Genomic DNA, 21,833 nt, shown 5'->3' on the forward strand with positions numbered 1-21,833 from the left:
AGCCATGCTACGTCTTCAGGAGCGGCGTAGGGAGTAACAAGCCTGTCGGGAAACCCGGGACGGGCGGGGTCATCCAGCGACGGGCCCGCCCGTGTCCGAAGGACTGCACCTTGTGCGATCTTGCGAGCTCGTCGAGCGCCCGCTGCACCGTGCGCGGGCTCATGCCAAGCGCAAGCGCCAGCGCCGAGCTCGACCAGGGCTCGCCATCGGAGAGAAAGGCGAGCACGGCGGCGTGCTTTTCCTCGACGGGCCGTGCCAGCACGATGACCTGCCGTGTCTTGTGCGGTGTCAGCACAAAACCCTCCCTCGTCGCGCTCACATCGGCCAGCGTCCTGAGCTTGGTGCGGAGCCGCCCGATCTCGACCCGCAACCGCGCACGGTGCGATTCATCGACGTGCTTCGCCTGAAACGCGCCGGTAATCAGCGTCTCTCGCGACACATCTGCCGGCCAGGCCTGCGCCAGGATGCGGGCGAGCGCGAACAAGACCGGCCGCGTGCCGAGCGGCACGACGCGGTCTTGCTTGCGCACGGCGTGATGGAACGTGTCCACGACGAGCGCCGCCGACGTCGCCAGCTCTTCGACCTCGGCGAGCAACAGCGGCCGCTCCTTGCCGCGGGCAATGAGGCGCGCCGCCGGCGTATCGAGGACGAGATTCGTGCTTTCGACTTCGGCCGCGAGCGCAGCGATGCCCGCCAGCTGCGCTGCGCGAGCCGCACGGCCGAGCGCCGCACGCGCGATCTTCGTCCGCAGCCGCCGTATCGCGATGCCCGCGACCACGAGCTCGTGGATGACCCGCGAGGCAGGCGGCAGTGGTGCGGTGCCGAGCTCGGCCAGCGTGTGCTCGGCCTCGTCGAGGCGCCCGAGCAGCAGAAGCCGGCGCGCCTCGATGTGACCGGCATGGGCGGCGTTGGCGAGATCGCCGTGATCTTGCAGCGTCGACCGCGCGGCCGCGAGCGTCTTGGCCGGCGAGCTCAGGTCGCGCGAGACGAGCGCGATCTCGGCTTCGGCAACCACGCATCTTGCACGGGCGACGGCCTCCCGCGGACCGAAGGCGCGTGCGGCGCTGCGCAGCAGCGTCTTGGCCCGGGCGAGATCGCCGAGCTGCGCCATCGCGATCCCGCGCAATGCGAGCGAGGGGGCATCGTTGCGCAGCGCCACGCGGTTCAGGGCGCCGAGCGGATCGCCGGCCTCGAGCGCACGCGCCGCGGCCGTAATCAGCGACTCCATGAAAATCCCGCCACACTTGTTACTCCCACCGCGCAACCCTCCGGTGCCAGAAAGAGTTCACGACCGACGATGTGCAGTGAGCGGCGAGCGGACTTGCGCCTGTCACAGCGCGGCGCGGGACGATCGCCCAAGCAAGAGGTTCCAGAAGCCATGATGACATCAGTTGAAAACGGACGGAACGACGGACAGCCTGTCATGCACACACCACCGGTGGTGTCGCCGCAAGACTGGGAGGCAGCCCGTCAGCAACTGCTCGTGAAGGAAAAGGCACATACCCGCGCCCGCGATGCCCTGGCCGCCGAGCGCCGGCGAATGCCGTGGATGGCCGTGGACAAAACCTATGCGTTCGATGGGCCCGGCGGCAAGGTCAGTCTGCTCGATATGTTCCAGGGTCGGCGGCAACTCATCATCTACCGCGCCTTTTTCGAGCCCGGAGTGTTCGGCTGGCCCGATCACGCGTGCCGGGGCTGCTCCATGGTCGCCGACCAGGTCGCCCATGTCTCGCACCTGAACGCCCGCGACACCACCCTCGTCTTCGCCTCGCGCGCGCCCCAGGCCGACATCGCGCGGCTGAAGAAGCGGATGGGCTGGACCATGCCATGGGTCACGATCACGGACAGTTTCGACGCCGATTTCGGCGTGGACGAATGGCACGGCACGAACGTGTTCTACCGGGACGGCGATCGCATCTACCGCACCTACTTCATCAAGAGCCGCGGCGACGAGCAGATGGGCGGCACCTGGAACTACCTCGACATCACGCCGCTCGGCCGGCAGGAGGTCTGGGAGGACTCGCCGCAGGGTTATCCTCAGACCCCCACCTACAAATGGTGGAATTGGCACGACAGCTACGTGGAAGGCGCCGCGCCCGACAAGAGATGGGTCGAGGTGTCGGACGCCGGAGAGAAGGCGTTCCGCGAGGAGTCCGCGGGCACGACGACGTGACCGAGGCCTGTCCGCTGAGCTCAGCCACTGGCGCGAACCGTGACGGCAGGGCCGTCACGGCCGCGCGTGACCTCGCCAGATGGCTGGCTCTCGCCGCCACGCCGACCTTCGCGATCATGGCCCTGCTGACGGCCGTTCTCGGCGGTGGTCCGGCAGACATGCTCTGCGCCGCCGGGCACGCGTCGCTGCTAAGCGGGATGATTCCGATGTATCTCCTGATGAGCGCATTTCACTCATCGGCGTGGCTGAAGCTGATCTCGGACCGACGCCGCGCCGCGCGCGGGTAGGAGCGGATGACCGCCGACGCAAAGGCGAACGGCCCCCGCGTGCCTTGGAGGGGCGTTCGGTTCATGATGGTGCGCTCGCCGCTGTTGCCGCGAACTCCGCTCCTCATCCTGAGGGCCCGCCATAGGCGGGCGTCTCGAAGGATGAGTTGGGGTACGCTCCGTTGGTGCCGCGTCGCGATCTCACCCCCGCGCACTGGCCAATAATTTCCGCATCATGCCCGCCGCATCCTTCGAGACGCCGCGTTCCGCGGCTCCTCAGGATGAGGCTAACTGGCGGTCGCGACTTTGTGCCGTCGATGCCAATTTTTCTCGCTCGTCTGCTTAGTGCTGCTCTGCAGCCGCTTGCAGATGGGCAACCACCTTCGCCGCCTCTTCCGACGAGACGCCGCCATAAGGCTGCATCTTGTTGCCCGACACGACCTCGTCCGGCTTGACGATGAAGCGCGTGAGCTTGTCCTGGTCCCAGACGAAGCCTGCATCCTTCATCGCGGGGGAGTAGTTGTAGTTCGGCAGCGAGCCTGCCTTCCGTCCGACGATCTTGTTGAGATTTGGACCGAGACGATTGTCGCCCTCCTTCACGGAGTGACAGGTGCGGCATGAATTGTTGAAAGCCTGATGGGCCGCGTCATCGCTGGCCGCGGTTGGTTGCTGCGCGAGAGCCGCAGGCGCTGACAGCAGCCACGCCAATCCGGCTCCAGCGATCAGGCGCATCCATCTGTTCCGCGAGGTTCGTTGGCTCGGTTGCATCTGCGCCTCCATCGGGGATCGCGCCCATGCTCCTCAAAGCAAGACAGCTTGGAGAGCATCGTGCCAACGAAGACGGCCCCGGTGGGTTCCGGGGCCGTTTGCGTCACGATGTCCTGTCGCTTACCGCGTTGCGCTGCCGAGCTCGGCGCGGCGCTCCGTCATCGGCAGCACCACGACCTTGGTGCCGACGCTGACGCGGGAGTAGAGGTCGGTCACGTCATCATTGGTCAGGCGGATGCAGCCGGAGGAAACATGCTTGCCGATCGTCTCGGGCGCGTTGGTGCCGTGGATGCGGTAGATGGTGCCGCCGAGATACATGGCGCGTGCGCCGAGCGGGTTGCCGGGGCCCCCGGCCATGTGGCGCGGCAGATAGGGCTGGCGCGCGATCATCTCCGGCGGCGGGGTCCAATCCGGCCACTCGGCCTTCTTGGTCACCGACTGGATGCCGGACCAGGTGAAGCCATCGCGGCCGACGCCGATGCCGTAGCGGATCGCCTGGCCGTTGCCGAGCACGTAGTAGAGATAGGTGTTGGGCGTATCGATGATGATCGTGCCCGGTGCCTCGCGCGTCGCGTAGGAGACGGTCTGGCGGCGGAACCGTGCCGGCATCTCGACTGAGTCCTGATCCTCGGACGGCGCGGCCTGATACGGCGTTGCCTGGTAGGGCTGATAGGGCTGCTGAGGCGCGGCCATCGGCGGCAGCGGCCGGAAGAAGGGGAAGAGCTGCACGGGCGCGGCCTTGGCCGGGCCTGCGAACGCGATCGCGGAGATCGCGACTGCGCCAACGGCAACGGCGCGCGAATACGTCTTGAACGTGTCCAGATTGAACATTGATCGCCCCTGTTTGCTCGGTGTTCTTGGTCACCGCGGCACCGTTTCGGTGCTCCGTTGCCTAAATCACTAACGGAAATAAGTTTCGGGACGTTTGCGCGAAAAACCGAAAACGGTTTCGTCGCGGCAAGGATTGTTTCATGACAGTTTCGTGGCTCCGCGAGCCCGTTAACGAACAAAACAGTCTGCCGACACTTATGTGACGTCACACGCCTGAAATATCCATGGTTGAAGGTCGAAAGCCGAGAATCATCAAACTCTCGGGATTTCCCCATGCGGGTATTAATCGCGACTGACGCCTGGCATCCGCAGGTTAACGGCGTGGTCCGGACACTGACTTCGCTGGCGGGCGCGGCCAAGGCGCTCGACGTCGACATCGAATTCCTCACCCCCGACGGCTTCCCGTCGTGGCCGTTGCCGACCTATCCGGGCCTGCGCATCGCGCTGCCGAGGGCCAAGGAGATTGCGCGGCGGATCGAGAAGGCGGCGCCGGACGCCATGCACATCGCGACCGAAGGCCCGATCGGCTGGGCCGCGCGCGCCTATTGCCGCCGCAACCGGCTCGCCTTCACCACCTCCTACACCACGCGCTTTCCGGAATATGTTTCGGTGCGGACCGGCATCCCCGACGCCGTCGGCTACGCGGTGCTGCGTCATTTCCACGATGCCGCCGCGATGACCATGGTGGCGACGCCCTCGCTGCGGCAGGAGCTCTCCGAGCGCGGCTTCAAGCGGCTCGGCTTCTGGACGCGCGGCGTCAACACCGAACTGTTTCATCCCGACGATCCGGCAAAGCTCGATCTGCCGCGGCCGATCTTCATGACCATGGGTCGCGTGGCCGTGGAGAAGAATCTCGAAGCGTTCCTCTCGCTCGATCTGCCCGGCACCAAGGTCGTCGTCGGCGACGGCCCGCAGAAGGCGCAGCTCGAGAAGAAGTATCCGGATGTCGTCTTCCTCGGCGAGAAGAAGGGCGCGGATCTCACCGCTCATCTTGCCGCCGCCGACGTCTTCGTGTTTCCGAGCCTCACCGACACCTTCGGCGTCGTGCAGCTCGAAGCGCTCGCCTGTGGCACGCCGGTTGCGGCGTTTCCGGTCACGGGTCCGAAGGACGTCATCGCCGATCATCCGATCGGCGCGATCGACCACGATTTGCGCACCGCCTGTCTGCGCGCGCTCACCATGTCGCGCGAGACCTGCCGCAACTTCGCTCTCGAGCGCTCCTGGGAGAACAGTGCGCGTCAGTTCGTCGGCAATCTCACCTCACTTCAGCCCAGCCGCATCCTGCGCGCTTCGCCGGTCATGGCGCGGCGGCCGGTGCGCGGTTGACCTTATCGTTTTGAACCACAGCGAGAACCACATCGATGGCTAAGATCATGAACCTTGACGGCGCCCAGCAGCTTGACCTCGACCGCGGCACGGTCGAGCAGGCCTATGACCGCTGGGCGCCCGTCTACGACCTCGTGTTCGGCGGCGTGTTCGCCAAGGGCCGCCAGGCGGCGATCGCGGCGACCAACAAGATCGGCGGCCGCGTGCTCGAGGTCGGCGTCGGCACCGGCATCTCGCTGCCGATGTACGCGAGCAATGTTCGCATCTTCGGCACCGACATTTCGGAAGCGATGCTGGACAAGGCGCGCCAGCGTGTCGCCGAAGGCAAGCTGAAGAACGTCGAAGGCCTCGCGGTGATGGATGCCGAGAAGCTCGAATTCCCCGACAATTCCTTTGACGTCGTGATGGCACAATATGTCGTCACCGCCGTGCCGAACCCGGAGAAGGCGCTGGACGAATTCGCCCGCGTGCTGCGCCCCGGCGGTGAGCTGATCATCCTGACCCGCGTCAGCGCCGACGCCGGCATGCGCCGCTTCATCGAGCAGAAGCTGCAGCCGGTGGTGCGTCCGCTCGGCTTCCGCACTGCCGAGTTCGCCTGGTCGCGCTACGCCAAATGGCTGGCCGGCGCCGACGGCATCGAGCTCGCCGAGCGCCGCCTGATCCCGCCGCTCGGCCATTTCTCGCTGGTGCGCTTTCGCAAGGTCGAGGTCGCCAAGGCAGCGTGAACTGCTGTTGCCCCTCATGATGAGGAGGCGCGCAGCGCCGTCTCGAACCATGATGGTCCCGGTTGCCACACCTCGGCCTTCATCCTTCGAGACGCGCGTTCCGCGCCCCTCAGGCGGAGGGGACCGTGCGTCATCGCGTCGCTGCACATCGTCATATGACAAAATGATGATGTCACACGACCTACATCGAATCCCTGTAATCCCGTACCCGAAAGCATTTTGGGGGAAAGCATGATCAAGAATTACCTCGAGCAGCTGCGGATCCAGCGCTGGGACGACCACCGCTACTATCACCACAGCCGCATCAATCAGAGCCTGCACTTCGTCAGCGCGCTGAGCTTCCTCTTCGCCTATGTCTGGCTGTTCATCGATCCCATGATCTCGGCCCTGGTCGGCTGGCTGGTCTCGATGACCTCGCGCCAGGCCGGTCACTTCTTCTTCGAGCCGCACGATTACGACCACATCAATCAGGCGACGCACGAGTACAAGGAAGAGATCAAGGTCGGCTACAACCTGCAGCGCAAGGTGGTGCTGATGGCGATCTGGGCGCTGTCGCCGCTGGTGCTGTTCTTCGATCCGACGCTGTTCGGTCTGTTCAAGCCCTGGGCTGGCGCCACCGACTTCATGCGGCAGGTCGCCAAGATCTGGCTCGCGGTCGGTGCCGGTGGTCTCCTGTTCCGCACCATCCACCTGTTCTTCATTCGCGACGTCGAGACCGGTCTCGTCTGGATGACCAAGATCCTGACTGATCCCTTCCACGACCTGATGCTCTATCGCAAGGCTCCGCTCGCGCTGATGCGCGGCGAGCTGATGGACCCCGGTCTGCACCTCAACCCCGAGCACACGCTGGGCCTCATCCCCGAGCCCGCGCTCGAAGAGCAGCACGCCTGAGCGCGCTGTTCCCAACTAACACTCCGATGTCGATTGGTTACGTCATGCCCGGCCTTGTGCCGGGCATCCACGTCTTGGGGGCTGCCGTTGCGGCTCCTTCGCTTCTCCCCGCGTGCGGGGAGAGGCCGGATCGCATCGCAGATGTGATCCGGGTGAGGGAGAGTCTTCGCGAGTCTCTCTGTTACCGTCCGTGCGGAGAGCCCCTCTCACCCCAACCCGCTCAGCGCGAGCGCAGCTCGTCGCGTCCCCGCGGGCGGGGAGAGGGGGAGGCGGCAGCGGTGTTCGCGGAAGCCTCAGCGCCCGAAGCGCTTGGCCAGCATCTCCTTGAGGATCTGCCGCTTGATGCCCTTGTTGGTGAGGCTCGGATCGTGCCACCAGAAGCCGTCGGCCTTCATCTTCTCAGCGGCGCGAACGAAACGTTCGGCGACCTCGGTGAAGTCGGCGTCGGTGTAGTTGAGGCTGAAGATGAGCCGGCCGGTGCCGACCCAGCTCAGCGACAGGCCCTCGGCGCGCAAATAGTATTGCAGCATCCAGTTGTAGCGGGACGGCTCGGTGTATTTCACCGTCCAGATCGAGGACAGGTTCGCCACCTGCACCGGCACGCCGGCGCCCTCCAGCATCCGGTTGAGTTTTTGCGCGCGGCCGTTCCAGGTCTCCTCCAGCCCGTCATAGACAGCGCGGAAGTTCGGGCTTGCGAGCCGGCTCAGGAACTCGTCCATCGCGGTCATGACGTAGGGATGCGAGTTGAAGGTGCCGCGGGCGAAGCAGACGTCGGCGGGACGGTCGTCGCGGAAGCGGCGCATCAGCTCCTTCTTGCCGCAGACCACGCCGACCGGCAGGCCGCCGGCGAGGCTCTTGCCGTAGGTCACCATGTCGGCGCGCACGCCGAAATATTCCTGGGCGCCGCCTGCCGCGAGACGGAAGCCGACGAAGACCTCGTCGAAGATCAGCACGATGCCGCGCTCGGTGCAGACCTCGCGCAGCTTCTTCAGCCACTCGGTATAGGCCGCGCGATCGAAGCTGCCGCCGCGGGAGGAATCGACCAGCGAGGAATCGCCGGGCGCGTTGGCATTCGGATGCAGCCCCTGCAGCGGATTGACCAGCACGCAGGCGATGTCGCGGCGCGTGCGCAGCACGTGCAGCGTCTTCTCCGACATCTCGGCCAGCGTGTAGGTCTCGTGCGCGGTGATCGGGTTGCCGACGCCGGGCTGCACGTCTCCCCACCAGCCGTGATAGGCCCCCGCGAAGCGGACGAGATGGGTGCGCTTGGTGTGGTAGCGCGCCAGCCGCACCGCCTGCATCACCGCTTCGGTGCCGGACATGTGGAAGGAGACTTCGTCGAGGCCCGAGATCTGGCAGAGCCGCGTCACGTTCTCGAGGATGACGGGATGGTAGGGACCAAGCACCGGTCCCAGCGCGTGCGCCCGCTTCTCGGAGCCCTCGATGCACTCCTTGTAGAAGTCGTTGCCGAAGATGTTGACGCCGTAGGAGCCGGTGAGGTCGTAGGAGACGTTGCCGTCGACGTCCTTCACGGTGACGCCGCTCGACGATTCCACGAAGGTCGAGGTGCCCAGGTGCTCGCGGACCAGGCGCGAGAACTGGAACGGCACGCGATAGCTCTCGGTGAAATTCAGGTCGGAGATCTTCTCCGCCGCTTCCTTCGTCATCGCGCGGCCCTTGGGGTAGCGCTCGGCGTAGAGGGCGGCGAGGCGGAAGAAGCTGTCCTTGCGCTGGGTCGCGATGTTCGCGGGCGCCCCGTCGCAGGCGAAGTAATCGTTGCTGTCGAACTCGTAGAACGGGATCAGCCGCGCCACCCGGCGCGACATCTTGGAATGCCCGGAGAGCGACCGGTGTTTGGCGCGGGACAGCTCAATCCGCGCTTTCAGCTTCGGGAAGGCGGCGGCAGCGGAGGCTGCGGCGGCCACGGACAAAGAGAGAATCGGGAGTGTCGTTTCCATGACAACAAGCGCTAACCCTGCGAGCTGACAGATTCATGACAGTCAAAGCCCTCATCGCCTCTTTCACCCAGCAGGAAGACATCAACTTCCTGCTGACCAACCGCATCCCCCGCGCGGCGCTGACCCGCTTCATGGGCTGGTTCTCCAAGATCGAGAACCCGCTGGTGCGGGACGCCTCGATCGCCCTGTGGAAGCTGTTCTCCGACCTCGATCTGTCGGAGGCGCGCAAGACCCATTTCAAGAGCCTGCATGACTGTTTCACGCGGCAGCTCAGGCCGGGCCTGCGGCCGTTCGATCCGGACCGGGCAATCATCGCAAGCCCGTCGGACGGCATCGTCGGGGCCCACGGCAGGATCGCCGACACCGAGCTGTTCCAGGTCAAGGGCGCGCCTTATTCGCTGCTCGACCTCGTCGGCGATTCCGCGCTGGTCGATCAGCACCGCAACGGCTCGTTCGTGACGCTGCGGCTGACCTCGAGCATGTATCACCGCTTCCACGCGCCCTATGATGCGCATATCGAGCGCGTCACGCTGATCCATGGCGACGTCTGGAACGTGAATCCGATCGCGCTGAAGCGGGTCGAGCGCCTGTTCTGCAAGAACGAGCGCGCGGTGATCCGCACGAACCTGGCGACCGGCGAGGCTGTGACGCTCGTGCCGGTCGCCGCGATCCTGGTCGCAAGCATCCGCCTGCATTTCCTCGACATGGTGCTGAACGCGCAGACGAAGGGCCCGGTCAATTTCCCCTGCGATGTCAACGTGACGAAGGGCGAAGAGCTCGGCTGGTTCGAGCACGGCTCGACCATCATCATTCTCGCGCCCGGCGATTTTACCTTCTGCGACGGTATCGCCGAGGGCACGCGCATTCGCGCGGGTCAAGGGTTGTTGAGAAGAAAGTAGCCTTCAATCCGCCGTGTCGGCCGCCTATATCGTCCGCGGGGACGATTCGGCGGCACGACAGGTAACGAGTGATGGCACGGGCGCCGGTACTGGCGGCGGGGGGTATTGTGCTGCGGCGTGGCGCGACGCCGCTGGTTGCGGTCGTACGCCAGCGCAAGCGCAATGAATGGGTCTTGCCCAAGGGCAAGCTCGACGACGGCGAGACGCCGAGAGAGGCCGCGCTCCGCGAGGTGCTGGAGGAGACCGGCCACGACGTCGCCATCCATGAATTCCTGGGCACGCTCGTCTACCAGTCGGGCGGACGCTCCAAGGTGGTGCATTTCTGGCGAATGGAGGCCGAGGGCGGTCCCGTCCGCAAGCTGATGAATGACATCAAGGCCGTCGACTGGCTGCCATTGGACGATGCGATCGCGCGGCTGTCGCGCGAGTATGAGCGCGCCTTCCTGACTGAGACCGGCCCGATCGCGCTCGCCGCTGCCGGCCTCCTGCCGGCCGATGCCACGCCGCCGCTCGCCGTCGACGATGTCGACAACGTCATGCCGGCGCTGACGCCTGCGGAAGCAGCGTCCGTCGAGGAGCTCCGTCATGGACTCTTGCAAAAGGTAAGAGCCTGGCTGCGCGGCGAGGCGTGAGCTGCAGCAAGGATGCTAAAGTAACCGAGGGCCGAGTGAGGCGGTGAGCCCTCCGGGTCCACCGCCGAGATCAACGCGTCTCACCAACACACGTGCTGTTGGGGCATAGCCGCTCGATTTGGTTGAACTTTACGGGCGGCAAATCCGCTGCGACCGGGCTGGGTGTGTTGTTGGCGATGTCGTGGCCAGTGGGATTGGGTGCTGCAACGGTCTTTGGCATCGTGCTGGCTATTGCTCGGATTGTTTCCCTTGGCTCGATGCTCGCGGCGTTGACGGCAATCGTCCTTATTTGCGGTTTCGACCATCCGTTGCCCTATCGGTTGCTGGTGATCGGAGGCGCCATCTACGTGATCGTTCGCCATCGTGCCAACATTCAACGGCTATTGGTGGGGACGGAGCCGCGCCTGGGTCGAAGTGGCCCAGATACGAAAGCAGAAGCGCAAAGCCTAGCGCACGTATTTCCCGGGATATCGCACATTTCCCGGAATATCGCAGATGGCCGCTTGCGGCCCATCGCGACCACACGCCCGCGACCGGAGCCGCCAAGCGTCTCCGGTCTTGGGTCACGATCGGGTCGGGACGCCGCGAGCCCACGGCCAGTCGTTGGACACGGAAACCTTGCGGACGAACGACCGCTGCCGCGCAATGTTTACGCAGCGCGTTCCTTGTCTGACTGTTGCTCTGCGGCGGTCGCGGTTTCTTCCACGCCCTTTTGGTAATTGCTCGCAAACCTCTCAATACTGTCGGCCCACATCCTCAGCATTGAGACCTGAAAGTGCATGATTGGCCTCAAGGCATTCATGCCGACTGCTGTCGCTGCGGTGATGCGCCCTTGCGAGTCGCGCGCGAAGCGGTTTGCGTTAGCGGAATTGTCTGCCATGCTGTTCGCTCCTTCTCTGGTGTTATGGACTAATCGCGGCGCGTGATTCCAAACGCTCGGACAAGACTTGATCTGCCGCTTGTCTCGCACATCGGTCGTCATGTAATTCATCCAGTTTTCTCAAATAGGCGACCGCCGCTATTTGCAGGAGATCGAAATCATCCTCGCCGATGCCACGAAGATCGGCGACGTAGCGGTAAAGGGCGGAACGCCTGCTATCGTTCTCGCTGATGCCGCTATTGAGCAGCAAGTAGTTCCGCCAAGCGAATGCACATGCGCTTTCTTTGGCCTGAGAAGTCATGGGCACCTCCCAAAGGCCAGAAAAGACTGGCGATCGTTTTCGTTCCGCGAATCTCTCCGATGTAACGTTGTTCCGTAGCTGCGCCGCAATGTGGCCGCACGCGTTGACCCTGCATATGGTTCCCTGGAAATCGAGATTGCGGAAGTGAACCTGCGGCGCGCGTTGAACGCGACACCGCCGGCTCGTTACCGCCCTTCCTTCTTTTCCTTCGGCGCGGGGGCCGGTTTGCGTGGCGCGCCGGGCCGTTGCGCGCCGGGGAGGCGCTGCTGGAATCCACCCTGGCGCTGGATGCCGCCTGGTTGCTGAACCGCGGGCGGCGGTGCTGACTGTCCGGGCTGCAATCCGGTGCGCGGCGGTTGCGGCTGCGGCGCTGTGCCGGGCTGCGGCGGGGTGGTGACGCCGGGCTGCGACGGAGTCTGTCCGCTGCGCGGCGGCTGGGCCTGCGGCGTGCCGCCCGGCTGCATGCCTTGACCGGCGCGCGGCACGCCTGCCGGTTGTCCTGTACCCGGTTGCCGGCCCTGATTCTGCTGCCGGCCTTGCTGCTGCTGGCCTTGTTGATCCTGTTGCTGACCCTGGCCGGCGCGCGGTGCGCCCGGCTGCACTGCACCGCCTTGTCCTTGCCGCTGCTGCGACGGCTGCGGGCCTTGCCGTTGCGGCTGCTGCGGGCCTTGCGGGTTGGGCGTGCCCGGTTGCTGCTGACCCGGACGATTGTTCTGACCGGGCAGGCCGTTCGGCCGCTGCGGCTGCTGTCCCGGCGCCGTCGCCGGACGCTGCTGCTGGAGCGGCCGCGGGATACGCGGGCTCGCCGTCGGATTGGCGCGGCGGAAGTCGCGCTGCTCGGTGACGATCTGCCGGCCCGTGGTTTGGGCCAGATGCACCTGACTGACGAAGCCGCGGTCGCGCGCGATCTGCTGCGGTGGAATCGTGATCGGCACCGCGGCAAACCGCATGCTGCCGGGGCTGCCGGCACCGGGCCGGATCGCGAAGCCGCTCGATCCTTGCGTCAGTGCGCCGAGCCGCGTGCCACTGGTGCGGTCGTTGACGTCGATGTGTCCGACCCGGCCGTCGGCGTCGGGATAGAGTTTGATGTTGACGTTGTTCGCGGTCGCTCCCGTCGCGCTCGCATTCGCCGGCACGTCGACGACGCCGGTGGTGCCGCGGATGCCGAGCGTTGCCGTTGGCGTCGTGATCTTCATGTCGCCGGTCTTGGCCACGGCTGCCGCAACGAACGCGACGGTACCCTTCCCGATGTCGAAGATCGCACCGTTCTGCTTGCCGCCGTCCTCATAGACGTAATTGTCGATGCTGATCTTGGCGCTGGCCGAGAGATTGAACGTGGTCGCATCGTTGAAGGTGATGCCGAGCGAGGAGTTCGACGCCGTCTGCACGATGTCGTTGAGATAGATGTCGTCGCGGACCTTGAGGGGATACGAATTCTTGTCGCGGATCACGGTGGCGATCCCGGTTACGGTCGCGACGTTGCCGATGGGTTCCTCGGCGGCGGACTGCGCATCAGGCGCGGGTGTCGGCGATGCGGCGGGGGCTGGCGACGGCTCGGGCGTCGGCTGCGCCTGTGCAACCTCGATCGTATCCGATGCGAACGCAGCGCTCGCGCCGGCTGGCGGCAAGGCCAGCAGCGCAAGCGCGAACACGAAGCGGCGCCAAGCCACCAAAAATTCCACGATGAAGTCCCGATGAGAACACGAGGCGAGATCGACCGATTTCAGCCGGGGCTGGCTGAATGGCAGATGAACGTGTGTCGCACGGGAGGAGCGAATGTTCAAACGTACGCCGTAAGAGACGTAGCGTCTCGCCTGTCAATCGTCATTCCGGGGCGCGACGAAGTCGCGAGCCCGGAATCCATTGCGCCACCAACGATGCGGTCGGATGGATTCCGGGTTCGCGCTCGCGCGCGCCCCGGAATGACAGCGGTAGCCGTCAGCTCACCCGCTTCCAGGTCTGGCCGCCGCAGAACATGCCGCCGAAGGCGCAGCCCTGCACGCGGAGCAGGTTCGGGCCCTTCATCGCGATCGTGGAGTCGTAGTTGCGTCCAGAATCGGGATCGTGGATGTGGCCGCTCCACTTCGAGCCCTCGGGCTTCATGTTGATCAGGATCCGCTCATTGGACTTCTCGGCATAGCCGCAGAGATTGGCGCCGCACTGCTCGACGCGGACATTGCCCTTGTTCTCTTCGGTGGCCCACACGCCGACCGGCGTGCCCGGCGCCGGCGTGCCCGGCGCCGGCGCGGCGGCGACCGGGGCCGGAGCGCGCGCAGGAACGGGAGCAGCCGCGATGGAGGCCGGTGCAGCGGCGGGAGCGACCGGTGCGGGCTGTGTCGTCGTATCGACGCTGGCGGACGGCGCGGCGGCAACCGTTGTCGCCGGCGCGACGGGCTGAGTGACGGCGGGCGCGGCCGGAGCGATCGACTGCACCGGCGCCTGCTGCACGGGCTGCTGCGCCGGAGCCGGTGCAGGCTGCGCGTTTGTCGTGCTCGGCGTGGTGTCGTCGTCATCGTCCTTGGAGCCGAGGCCGTTGAGGTTGATGTTGTTCAACTTGATCGGCTTGTTCGACAGACCCGGCGCGATGATGGTCACGCAGTCGAGCGAAGCGCAGTTGCGCGGCGTCTCGATGCGGACGTGCTGGCCGTCGATCTGGAACGAGATCGAGTTGCCGGCATGCGCGACGGCGGTCGAGGCGAGGAAGAGGGCGGTGGTGGCGACGTAGAGCTTGTTCATGACAACCTCCCGAAAAGCTGGTCCCGATATGGACTGAAAGTCGATGACGACCTGAGCGCGGTTCGACCCTACGCCGGCCCGCCCCGACCTTCTGTGATGAACGTCACAACGGCTCCGCCGCCTGGCGTGAGCCTGCGCACATTCAGCTGCCGTTCGTCTTTCGTAACTTCGCCCCGACACAGCGGGAGGGGTGGATGAAGGGATTTGTGAATTGGCTTGGCACATTGATCGCACTGACGATGGTTACATCGTCGGCTGAGGCAGGTTCCTACTCCTTCGCGATCGGCGGGCACCGGTTTCACGTCGAGGCGCCGCGCAATTGCAGATCCACCTCCTGTGTGTCGATCTCGTCCGGTCGTAGCTTTCGGCCCGCTGAAGATATCGACACGACTCTCGTCGTGAGCCCCGCGCCGCCGGCAGCCCTTCCGCCGGCGCAAGTCTGCCCCGCCGCTCCGGTCAAGCCGCCGCAGCCGACCGTTGCCACGATTCCCGTTGCGCCACCGGCGCCCACGACTGCGCCCATCCTTGCGCCCACGGTCTCTCAATCCGTCACCTTGCCGCCGGCACCACAGCTCGAACCGCCCAAGCTCGAGCCCCCGCAGTCGACATTTCTCGAAGCGCCACACCTCGCCACGCCGAAGCCCGACACGGATCAAGTCACGACGATCGCGCAGCGCAGCGACGAGCCCGCCGATACGCCGCTCGGCCAATGGGAGAGCAAGGGCGCCAAGGGCACGGTGCGCATCGAACGCTGCGGGTCCGCGCTGTGTGGCTACGCGCTGACCGAAACCTCGAGCAGAGGCGAGAGTGTGCTCGTCAACATGAAGCCGAAATCGGACGGCGTCTGGACCGGCAACATCTACAGCCGTGCCAGCGGCAACACCTACTACGGAACGATGACGCTGAAGCTTTCCGGCAAGCTCCATGTCGAAGCCTGCGCGTTGCTCCGTTTCTTCTGCTTCGGCAACGACTGGACGCGCATCGAGGAGAGGCGGGAAGAACTGATCACCACGTCGCAGCAGTGGAATGGTGCGAGGTCGTAACTCTTGGTGACACGAGCACGCTGCAACCCTCTTGTGGGAGAGGGGGGCTTCGCGACAGCGAAGCCCGGTGAGGGGTCTCTCTCCGCGACCCACTTTTGCATTTGATTTCGCTGCGGCAACCCCTCATCCGTCGCGCTGCGCGCGACACCTCCTCCCACAAGGGGAGAAGGGAAGACAGCGTTCCCTCTGTCCAATTTGTAACCCTCTCGCACCGAACCCTTCTCGCCCTTGCCCGCGACCGATGGCTGACGACGCATGCAAGGAGAGCCAACATGAAACGTCTCAGCCTCACCGCCGCGCTGCTGATCGGCGGCGCCATCGCCGCCCATGCCGACACCAACATCTGGACCAACATGCTGAAGCAGCGACGCGGCGACGATGCGCTGCATGTGGACGGCGCGTTCTGCGATGCACAGCTTGGTGCGCCCCGGAACGGCGGCGCGACGTCGGCGCAGTACAAGCGTTGCATGCGTGCGCGCGGCTGGCGCTTCAGTCACACGGTTCGCGAGAAGGATGATCGCTATCCCGATCCCGACAATCCCGGCATGATGTGCCGCAACTTCAAGATCGTGGGCATCACGGGGTCGGAGTGCTCGAATTACTGAACGCAACAGGACGCCCGGCGGCCGGATGATCCGGCGGCCCGGGCAAATCTGTGATGCGGTCGGTTAAAGGCTTCTAGATCATGCCGAGCACGATGGCCGCGACAAAGGCCATAGCAAGGTACGCAGTGACAACGCTCAGTCTTCCGACGAACGTCATGACGTTGCTCCCTGAGATGCTCCCGCCGCTCGCGTCGCTTTGGGAGTAACCCATATGGTTAACAGAGAGTCTCTTCCCAAAAAAGTCAGCCTCGCTGTCGCTGATCCGCCGCGCGCCGGCGCGGCATGGTTAAAGAAGGCCGAAATCAACACGTTGAAGAGTCTTTAAGTAAATTCACCGAACGTGCGTGCATGACGCGCGGAGTTCGTTTGTATCTCGTCGGCTCCATCGTCCTTGTTTCGCTTGCGGGTTGCGGACGCGGCTTCTTCCAGGCCGAGCGCGAACCGTGGCGGGCCGAGGCGGAAGCCGCGTGCCTGAAGTCGGGCGCGGTGAAGGAGAGCCTGGACATCGTTCGCGTCGAGCCGATCTCCGGCCCCGGCGTCTGCGGCGCGGAATTTCCGTTGAAGGTCGCCGCCATCGGCGAAGGCTCGAGCAGCTATGGCTTTGCCGACGAGGAATTGCGCCCGCCGGGGAACATCGGAAGCCAGCCGCGCTGGCCGGTGACGCAGCCGCAGTCGAGCTATCCGCAAAGTCAGCCCTACCCGGCATCGTCCGGCTATCCGCAGCGTTCGAACTATCCAGAGAGCGCCGTGCGCCAGCCGTCGGGCTATGGCGCGTCCTCCGGCCCGGTCTCGCTGAGCGCGCCCGGCGTGGCGCCGCAGGAGGACGAGATCGACCTGCCGCCCGAGGGCACCGATGCCGCCGGAGCTGCGCGCTACATGAATGCGCCGAGCTATCCGACGCGGCCAGCCGCTCCTTATTCCCAGGCTCCCGCGCAGCCGCCGCGTCTTGGTCCGGCGCAGGGCAGTCCCGTCACTGCAGTTGGTCCCGTCGCGGTGAAGCCGACCGCGACGCTCGCCTGTCCGATCGTGTCCGAGCTCGACCGCTGGCTGGCCGATACCGTGCAGCCGTCGGCGACGCGCTGGTTCGGCCAACGCGTGGTCGAGATCAAGCAGATCTCCGCCTATTCCTGCCGCGGCATGAACGGCAATCCGCATGCCCACATTTCCGAGCACGCCTTCGGCAACGCGCTCGACATCGCCGCCTTCGTGCTCGCCGACGGCCGCCGCGTCTCGGTGAAGGACGGCTGGCGCGGCCTGCCGGAAGAGCAGGGCTTTTTGCGCGACGTGCAATCAGGCGCGTGCGCACATTTCACCACCGTGCTCGCGCCGGGCTCGAACGTCTATCACTACGATCACATCCACGTCGATCTGATGCGCCGCGCCAGCCGCCGCCTGATCTGCCAGCCGGCCGCAGTGTCAGGCGAAGAAGTCGCCGCTCGCGCGCAGCAGCGCAATCCCTACGCCAACACGCGCGACCCTTACGTGACCGGCTCGCTCGGCCGCAAGGCCAAGCGCGAGAAGGTCAACGAGGAAGACGAGTTCGCCGACGAGTAGGGCGGGCGTGCGCGTGCGATCGTTGGATTGGGCAAGTCACTTTGCAGGCCGCATCGATGTAGCTGGGACCAGCCCCATGCAGCGCTGCACTTCGCCCGGCACTTTATAGTCACGCATCACGGGACGGCTGTCGCGCATGCCGCATGCCTCCCGCTGCACCACGAACATCCAAAGCGCGTGACCGGCCTCCATTACCAGGGCGCGCCGTGCCTGCCGTGTCGATGCCGGCGCATCCGAGGGCGGATGGCTGGCATCGAATTCGCGCAGCTTCGCGAGCGCTTGTTCCAGCGCTCGCCCCATCCGCCCGAACGCAGAGGCCTGCTCCTGGACGATCTCGTAATTGAGAACGTCGACCGGCGTGCGGTGAAGGCGAAGATCGCGGGACATGGCTTATCTATAGCGTCGCGGGGTACGCTAGCAATGACGTGGTTAGAGATACGCCCTGCGCTACAGCCGTGGCCCTCTCTCACTTCACCCGATACGCCGCCAGAAACATCCGCGTGGCGCTGTCGATCACCTCGGTCATGCGTTCCTCGGACGGTGATGGCGCGGCCTGGAAGATGAAGGGCAGGAACAACGAGGCCTTGCACAATTCCATGAATTGCGAGGCGGCGAGGTCGCAATCGTCAATATTGAGATCGCCGCAGGCGACATGCGCCTTCAGATATTCGGCAAGCCGGTTGACGGTCTTGTCCAGCACGCGCGCGTAATAGCGGCGGCCGACGTCGGGCATGCGCTCGGCGATCGCCATTACGGTGCGGATCGCCGATCCGCCGCCGGGCCGGCAGAGCAGATGGAGGTAGGCCGAGCCGAAGTCCTTCAGCGTGGTCTCGACATCGCGCGCGGGGTCGAAATTGAACGCGACCTGGCCGTGCTGCAGCGCCTCCTGCTCGAGGATTGCCTCGAACAACGCGCACTTGTCCGCGAAATAGACGTAGAGTGTGCCCTTGGAGACGGCGGCCGCCCGCGCAATCTCGCCCATGCTGGCGCCGTCGAAGCCGAGGTCCATGAACACCTTGCGGGCGCCATCCAGGATCTGGCGGCGCTTGGAGCTGTCCTCTTCGGAGACAAGACGCAGATGTTCGCGGTCGACTGCAACCATTGGTTTAGGTTCTCGAAAGGTTTGTATCGGGCCTTGGCCAATGAAACCCAAAGAAAGGATTCGAGCCAGTAGGGTCCTTGGCGGGGAACTATTTAGATTGACCGAACCGTTCGGTCAATGATATTTGGGATCGGCGAGAGGGGCGGAGCCGCGGACGGCGCGTCCCGGCTCGCAATTTTTCATTGGGGAGGCCTTTATGGCCGCATCGCGAGATCAGGCTGCACGCGTCCTTCCATTGGACCAGGTGCCGGAGCAGGCAAGCGCTGAAGCTGCGACCGAAAAGTCCGCTGCGCTGGCCGAGCAGTTGCGCTCTCATGTGGCTGAGGAAACCAAGCGCCACACCGTCGAGGTGCCGGAGACGCCCGTGACCGACAAGCCGGCCCCCAACGCACCCGCGCCCGGCGCGCCGCAGGCCGCGGCTCCGAAATCCGGCAAGCGTAAATTCGCCCTGATGGGTGTCGGCGTCCTGCTGGCGCTCGCCGCTGCAGGCTATGCCGGCTACTACACGCTGATCGGCCGCTTCTACGTCTCCACCGACGACGCCTATGTCCGCGCCAACAACACCATGCTGGGCGCGCGCGTCGCCGGCCACATCGCCTCGATCCTCGCCGGCGACAACACGCTGGTGCATGCCGGCGACACCGTCTTCCGCATCGACGACGGCGACTACAGAATCGCGGTCGATGCTGCCGCGACCAAGATCGCGACCCAGCAGGCCACCATCGACCGCATCGGCCGCCAGGTCGCCGCGCTCGACAGCCAGGTTACACAGGCCAAGGCGCAGCTCGTTTCCGCCGAAGCCGGCCTCAAACGCGCCGATCTCGATTATGAGCGCCAGCAGGCGCTGAGCAGCAAGGGCTTTGCCTCGCGCGCCACCTTTGAGACCTCGGAAGCCGGACGCGACCAGGGCGCCGCCGCGGTCAAGGCCGCGCAGGCCGCCTACGACGTCGCCGTCAGCAATGTCGATGTCGCCAAGGCGCAGCAGGCCGAAGCGCAGGCGCAACTCGCCGAGCTCAAGACCTCGCTCGCCAAGGCCGAGCGTGACCTCGGCTTCACTGCGGTGCGCGCGCCGGTCGACGGCATCTTCTCCAACCGCCTCGTCAACACCGGCGACTTCGTCGCGGTCGGCCAGCGGCTCGGCAACATCGTGCCGCTCGACGACGTCTATATCGACGCCAACTTCAAGGAAACCCAGCTCAAGCGCATCCGTCCCGGCCAGCCCGTGACGATCAAGGTCGATGCCTACGGCATGCGCAAGTTCGGCGGCGTCGTCGACAGCATCGCGGCGGGCGCGGGCTCGGTGTTCACGCTGCTGCCGCCGGACAACGCCACCGGCAACTTCACCAAGATCGTGCAGCGCGTGCCGGTCCGCATCCGCGTGCCGAAGTCGGTTGCGAGGCAGAACCTGCTCCGCGCCGGCATGTCGGTCTACGCAACCGTCGACACCAACAAGGGCGCGGCCGACGCCGACAGCGAGATCGATCTCGACGATCCCACCATGATCCATCCGCAGTAGCGCGTCAGCGCCGCAAGGTCAGACCATGGCCAACGCCACGACCGCTACACCTGCCATGATGGCGAACCCCGCTTCGGAGCGCATCGCGCCGAAGCGGATGTTTGCCTTCATCATCATGGTGTTCGGGATGTTCATGTCGATCCTGGACATCCAGATCGTCTCGGCGTCCCTGAGCGAAATCCAGGCGGGCCTGTCGGCGAGCTCGAGCGAGGTCTCCTGGGTCCAGACCGCCTATCTGATCGCCGAGGTGATCGCGATCCCGCTGTCGGGATTCCTGTCGCGCGCGTTCGGCACGCGGCTGTTGTTTGCGATCTCGGCCGCCGGCTTCACCTTCGCGAGCCTGCTCTGCGGCTTCGCCACCACGATCGAGGAGATGATCCTCTGGCGCGCGCTCCAGGGTTTTCTCGGCGCCGGCATGATCCCGACGGTTTTCGCCTCGGCCTACACTGTCTTCCCGCGATCCAAATTCCACATCGTCGGTCCCATCATCGGCCTCGTCGCGACGCTGGCGCCGACCGTCGGGCCGACGGTCGGCGGCATCATCACCGACGCGATGTCGTGGAACTGGCTGTTCTTCATCAACGTCATTCCCGGCATCGGCATCACCATCGGCGTGCTGGCGCTGGTCGATTTCGACGAGCCGCATTTCGAGCTGCTCGATCGCTTCGACTGGTGGGGCCTGATCTTCATGGCCGGCTTCCTCGGCTCGCTGGAATATGTGCTCGAGGAAGGACCGCAATATGAATGGATGCAGGATACTTCGGTCGCGATCTTCGCCTGGGTCTGCGCCATCTCGGCGATCGCCTTCTTCTGGCGCGTCTTCACGGCGGCCGAGCCGATCGTCAATCTGCGCACCTTCACCAACCGCAATTTCGCCGTCGGCTGCACGCTGCAATTCTGCATCGGCATCGGCCTCTACGGCCTGACCTACATCTATCCGCGCTATCTTGCCGAAGTGCGCGGCTACAGCGCGCTGATGATCGGTGAGACCATGTTCGTTTCCGGCATCACCATGTTCCTGGTCGCGCCGCTGGTCGGCCGGCTCATGGCGAGCCTCGACATGCGCTACATGATCGCGTTCGGTCTGATCGTGTTCGCGATCGGCTCCTACCAGATGACCTGGATCACGCGCGAGTTCGACTTCTACGAGCTCCTGATACCGCAGATCCTGCGCGGCATCGGCATGATGTTCGCGATGGTGCCGACCAACAATGTCGCGCTGGGCACGCTGCCGCCGGATCGGGTGAAGAACGCGTCCGGACTGTTCAACCTGATGCGCAATCTCGGCGGCGCGGTCGGGCTCGCCGTCATCAACACCGTTCTCAACAACCGCACAGACCTGCACATCACGCGCCTGCAGGAGCGCGTGACCTGGGGCAACGCGAATGCGACCGAAACCCTGAACATGTTCATGCAGAAGTTCCAGGGACTTGGCGATTCCACGCTGATGGCGATGAAGCAGCTCAGCCAGCTCGTGCACCGCCAGGCCGTGGTGATGAGCTTCGGCGACGCATTCTTCATCCTGACGCTGTTCTATCTGGGCCTCAGCGTCCTGGTCATGCTGCTGAACAAGCCGGCTTCGCCGTTCGGCAGCGGCGGCGACGCGCATTAAATTTGCAACACTCGC

Annotated in this window: 22 protein-coding genes and 1 pseudogene; 13 read left to right on the forward strand and 10 right to left on the reverse strand. The window is 65.1% G+C overall.

Annotation, left to right across the window (positions count from 1 at the left end; genetic code table 11):
- Positions 1–7: 7 nt before the first annotated feature.
- Positions 8–1,228 carry a hypothetical protein gene (locus K289_RS0142530; protein ID WP_027556854.1) on the reverse strand — a complete coding sequence of 407 codons (1,221 nt, stop codon included), beginning with the start codon at positions 1,226–1,228 and terminating at the stop codon, positions 8–10.
- Between the two features lie 150 nt (positions 1,229–1,378).
- Between K289_RS0142530 and K289_RS0142535 the strand changes: the two genes are divergently transcribed.
- Positions 1,379–2,173 (forward strand): DUF899 domain-containing protein, encoded by a 795-nt coding sequence (locus tag K289_RS0142535; RefSeq protein WP_027556855.1) that lies wholly within the window; start codon positions 1,379–1,381, stop codon positions 2,171–2,173.
- A complete protein-coding gene (locus K289_RS0142540) occupies positions 2,170–2,460 on the forward strand; it encodes a hypothetical protein (protein ID WP_027556856.1) in 291 nt (96 codons plus the stop codon). The genes K289_RS0142535 and K289_RS0142540 overlap by 4 nt, the downstream gene beginning before the upstream one ends.
- A 321-nt stretch (positions 2,461–2,781) precedes the next feature.
- On the opposite strand, the gene K289_RS0142545 is transcribed toward K289_RS0142540, so the two are convergent.
- Both K289_RS0142545 and K289_RS0142550 read right to left on the reverse strand, forming a co-directional pair.
- Entirely contained in the window at positions 2,782–3,219 is a 438-nt protein-coding gene (locus K289_RS0142545) for a cytochrome c family protein (protein WP_027556857.1), read from the reverse strand.
- 108 nt (positions 3,220–3,327) lie between these two features.
- Entirely contained in the window at positions 3,328–4,038 is a 711-nt protein-coding gene (locus tag K289_RS0142550; protein WP_027556858.1) for a L,D-transpeptidase, read from the reverse strand.
- A gap of 273 nt (positions 4,039–4,311) precedes the next feature.
- Here K289_RS0142550 and K289_RS0142555 point away from each other — a divergent pair, with 273 nt between their 5' ends.
- The 3 genes from K289_RS0142555 to K289_RS0142565 all read left to right on the forward strand — a co-directional run bounded on the left by K289_RS0142555 (position 4,312) and on the right by K289_RS0142565 (position 6,980).
- Positions 4,312–5,364, forward strand: coding sequence for a glycosyltransferase family 1 protein (locus K289_RS0142555; RefSeq protein ID WP_027556859.1), 1,053 nt, complete (start codon positions 4,312–4,314; stop codon positions 5,362–5,364).
- A 35-nt stretch (positions 5,365–5,399) separates the two neighbouring features.
- Positions 5,400–6,089 carry a methyltransferase domain-containing protein gene (locus tag K289_RS0142560; RefSeq protein WP_027556860.1) on the forward strand — a complete coding sequence of 230 codons (690 nt, stop codon included), beginning with the start codon at positions 5,400–5,402 and terminating at the stop codon, positions 6,087–6,089.
- A 231-nt stretch (positions 6,090–6,320) separates the two neighbouring features.
- Positions 6,321–6,980: a hypothetical protein gene (locus tag K289_RS0142565; RefSeq protein ID WP_027556861.1), complete on the forward strand. Its 660-nt coding sequence runs from the start codon at positions 6,321–6,323 to the stop codon at positions 6,978–6,980.
- 293 nt (positions 6,981–7,273) lie between these two features.
- On the opposite strand, the gene K289_RS0142570 is transcribed toward K289_RS0142565, so the two are convergent.
- Positions 7,274–8,938 (reverse strand): aminotransferase class III-fold pyridoxal phosphate-dependent enzyme, encoded by a 1,665-nt coding sequence (locus K289_RS0142570; RefSeq protein WP_027556862.1) that lies wholly within the window; start codon positions 8,936–8,938, stop codon positions 7,274–7,276.
- Positions 8,939–8,973: 35 nt separating this feature from the next.
- On the opposite strand from K289_RS0142570, the gene asd reads away from it, so the two are divergent.
- The 3 genes and pseudogenes from asd to K289_RS50085 all read left to right on the forward strand — a co-directional run.
- The gene (gene asd / locus K289_RS0142575) at positions 8,974–9,837 is read left to right on the forward strand and encodes an archaetidylserine decarboxylase (RefSeq protein ID WP_027556863.1); all 864 of its coding nucleotides are present in this window, start codon (positions 8,974–8,976) and stop codon (positions 9,835–9,837) included.
- Positions 9,838–9,908: 71 nt separating this feature from the next.
- Positions 9,909–10,469, forward strand: coding sequence for an NUDIX hydrolase (locus K289_RS0142580; protein WP_027556864.1), 561 nt, complete (start codon positions 9,909–9,911; stop codon positions 10,467–10,469).
- 92 nt (positions 10,470–10,561) lie between these two features.
- A pseudogene (locus K289_RS50085) lies at positions 10,562–10,882 on the forward strand (glycerol-3-phosphate acyltransferase); the annotation flags it as partial.
- Between the two features lie 236 nt (positions 10,883–11,118).
- Here the strand turns inward: K289_RS50085 and K289_RS0142585 are convergent.
- From K289_RS0142585 to K289_RS0142600, 4 genes are all read right to left on the reverse strand, one after another.
- Positions 11,119–11,349, reverse strand: coding sequence for a hypothetical protein (locus K289_RS0142585; protein WP_027556865.1), 231 nt, complete (start codon positions 11,347–11,349; stop codon positions 11,119–11,121).
- 22 nt (positions 11,350–11,371) lie between these two features.
- Positions 11,372–11,650, reverse strand: coding sequence for a hypothetical protein (locus K289_RS0142590; protein WP_027556866.1), 279 nt, complete (start codon positions 11,648–11,650; stop codon positions 11,372–11,374).
- Between the two features lie 185 nt (positions 11,651–11,835).
- On the reverse strand, positions 11,836–13,323 hold the full coding sequence (locus K289_RS0142595) for a FecR domain-containing protein (RefSeq protein ID WP_027556867.1): 1,488 nt from the start codon (positions 13,321–13,323) through the stop codon (positions 11,836–11,838).
- 265 nt (positions 13,324–13,588) lie between these two features.
- Entirely contained in the window at positions 13,589–14,386 is a 798-nt protein-coding gene (locus tag K289_RS0142600) for a DUF2147 domain-containing protein (RefSeq protein ID WP_027556868.1), read from the reverse strand.
- 194 nt (positions 14,387–14,580) lie between these two features.
- Here K289_RS0142600 and K289_RS0142605 point away from each other — a divergent pair, with 194 nt between their 5' ends.
- The 3 genes from K289_RS0142605 to K289_RS0142620 all read left to right on the forward strand — a co-directional run bounded on the left by K289_RS0142605 (position 14,581) and on the right by K289_RS0142620 (position 17,588).
- Positions 14,581–15,429, forward strand: a complete 849-nt coding sequence (locus tag K289_RS0142605; RefSeq protein ID WP_027556869.1) for a DUF2147 domain-containing protein — start codon at positions 14,581–14,583, stop codon at positions 15,427–15,429.
- 272 nt (positions 15,430–15,701) lie between these two features.
- Entirely contained in the window at positions 15,702–16,034 is a 333-nt protein-coding gene (locus K289_RS0142610) for a hypothetical protein (RefSeq protein ID WP_027556870.1), read from the forward strand.
- Positions 16,035–16,382: 348 nt separating this feature from the next.
- Positions 16,383–17,588, forward strand: coding sequence for an extensin family protein (locus K289_RS0142620; RefSeq protein WP_027556871.1), 1,206 nt, complete (start codon positions 16,383–16,385; stop codon positions 17,586–17,588).
- Between the two features lie 36 nt (positions 17,589–17,624).
- Here K289_RS0142620 and K289_RS0142625 read toward each other — a convergent pair whose 3' ends face one another.
- Both K289_RS0142625 and K289_RS0142630 read right to left on the reverse strand, forming a co-directional pair.
- On the reverse strand, positions 17,625–17,975 hold the full coding sequence (locus K289_RS0142625; protein ID WP_027556872.1) for a DUF6665 family protein: 351 nt from the start codon (positions 17,973–17,975) through the stop codon (positions 17,625–17,627).
- A 79-nt stretch (positions 17,976–18,054) separates the two neighbouring features.
- Entirely contained in the window at positions 18,055–18,690 is a 636-nt protein-coding gene (locus K289_RS0142630) for a TetR/AcrR family transcriptional regulator (RefSeq protein ID WP_027556873.1), read from the reverse strand.
- A gap of 196 nt (positions 18,691–18,886) precedes the next feature.
- Here K289_RS0142630 and K289_RS0142635 point away from each other — a divergent pair, with 196 nt between their 5' ends.
- Together K289_RS0142635 and K289_RS0142640 are read left to right on the forward strand one after the other, a co-directional pair.
- Positions 18,887–20,206, forward strand: coding sequence for an HlyD family secretion protein (locus tag K289_RS0142635; RefSeq protein ID WP_027556874.1), 1,320 nt, complete (start codon positions 18,887–18,889; stop codon positions 20,204–20,206).
- Between the two features lie 25 nt (positions 20,207–20,231).
- Positions 20,232–21,818, forward strand: a complete 1,587-nt coding sequence (locus tag K289_RS0142640) for a DHA2 family efflux MFS transporter permease subunit (protein WP_027556875.1) — start codon at positions 20,232–20,234, stop codon at positions 21,816–21,818.
- Positions 21,819–21,833 lie beyond the last annotated feature (15 nt).

Origin of the sequence: Bradyrhizobium sp. Cp5.3 (assembly GCF_000426265.1) — a bacterium.
GTDB classification, from domain to species: Bacteria; Pseudomonadota; Alphaproteobacteria; order Rhizobiales; family Xanthobacteraceae; genus Bradyrhizobium; species Bradyrhizobium neotropicale.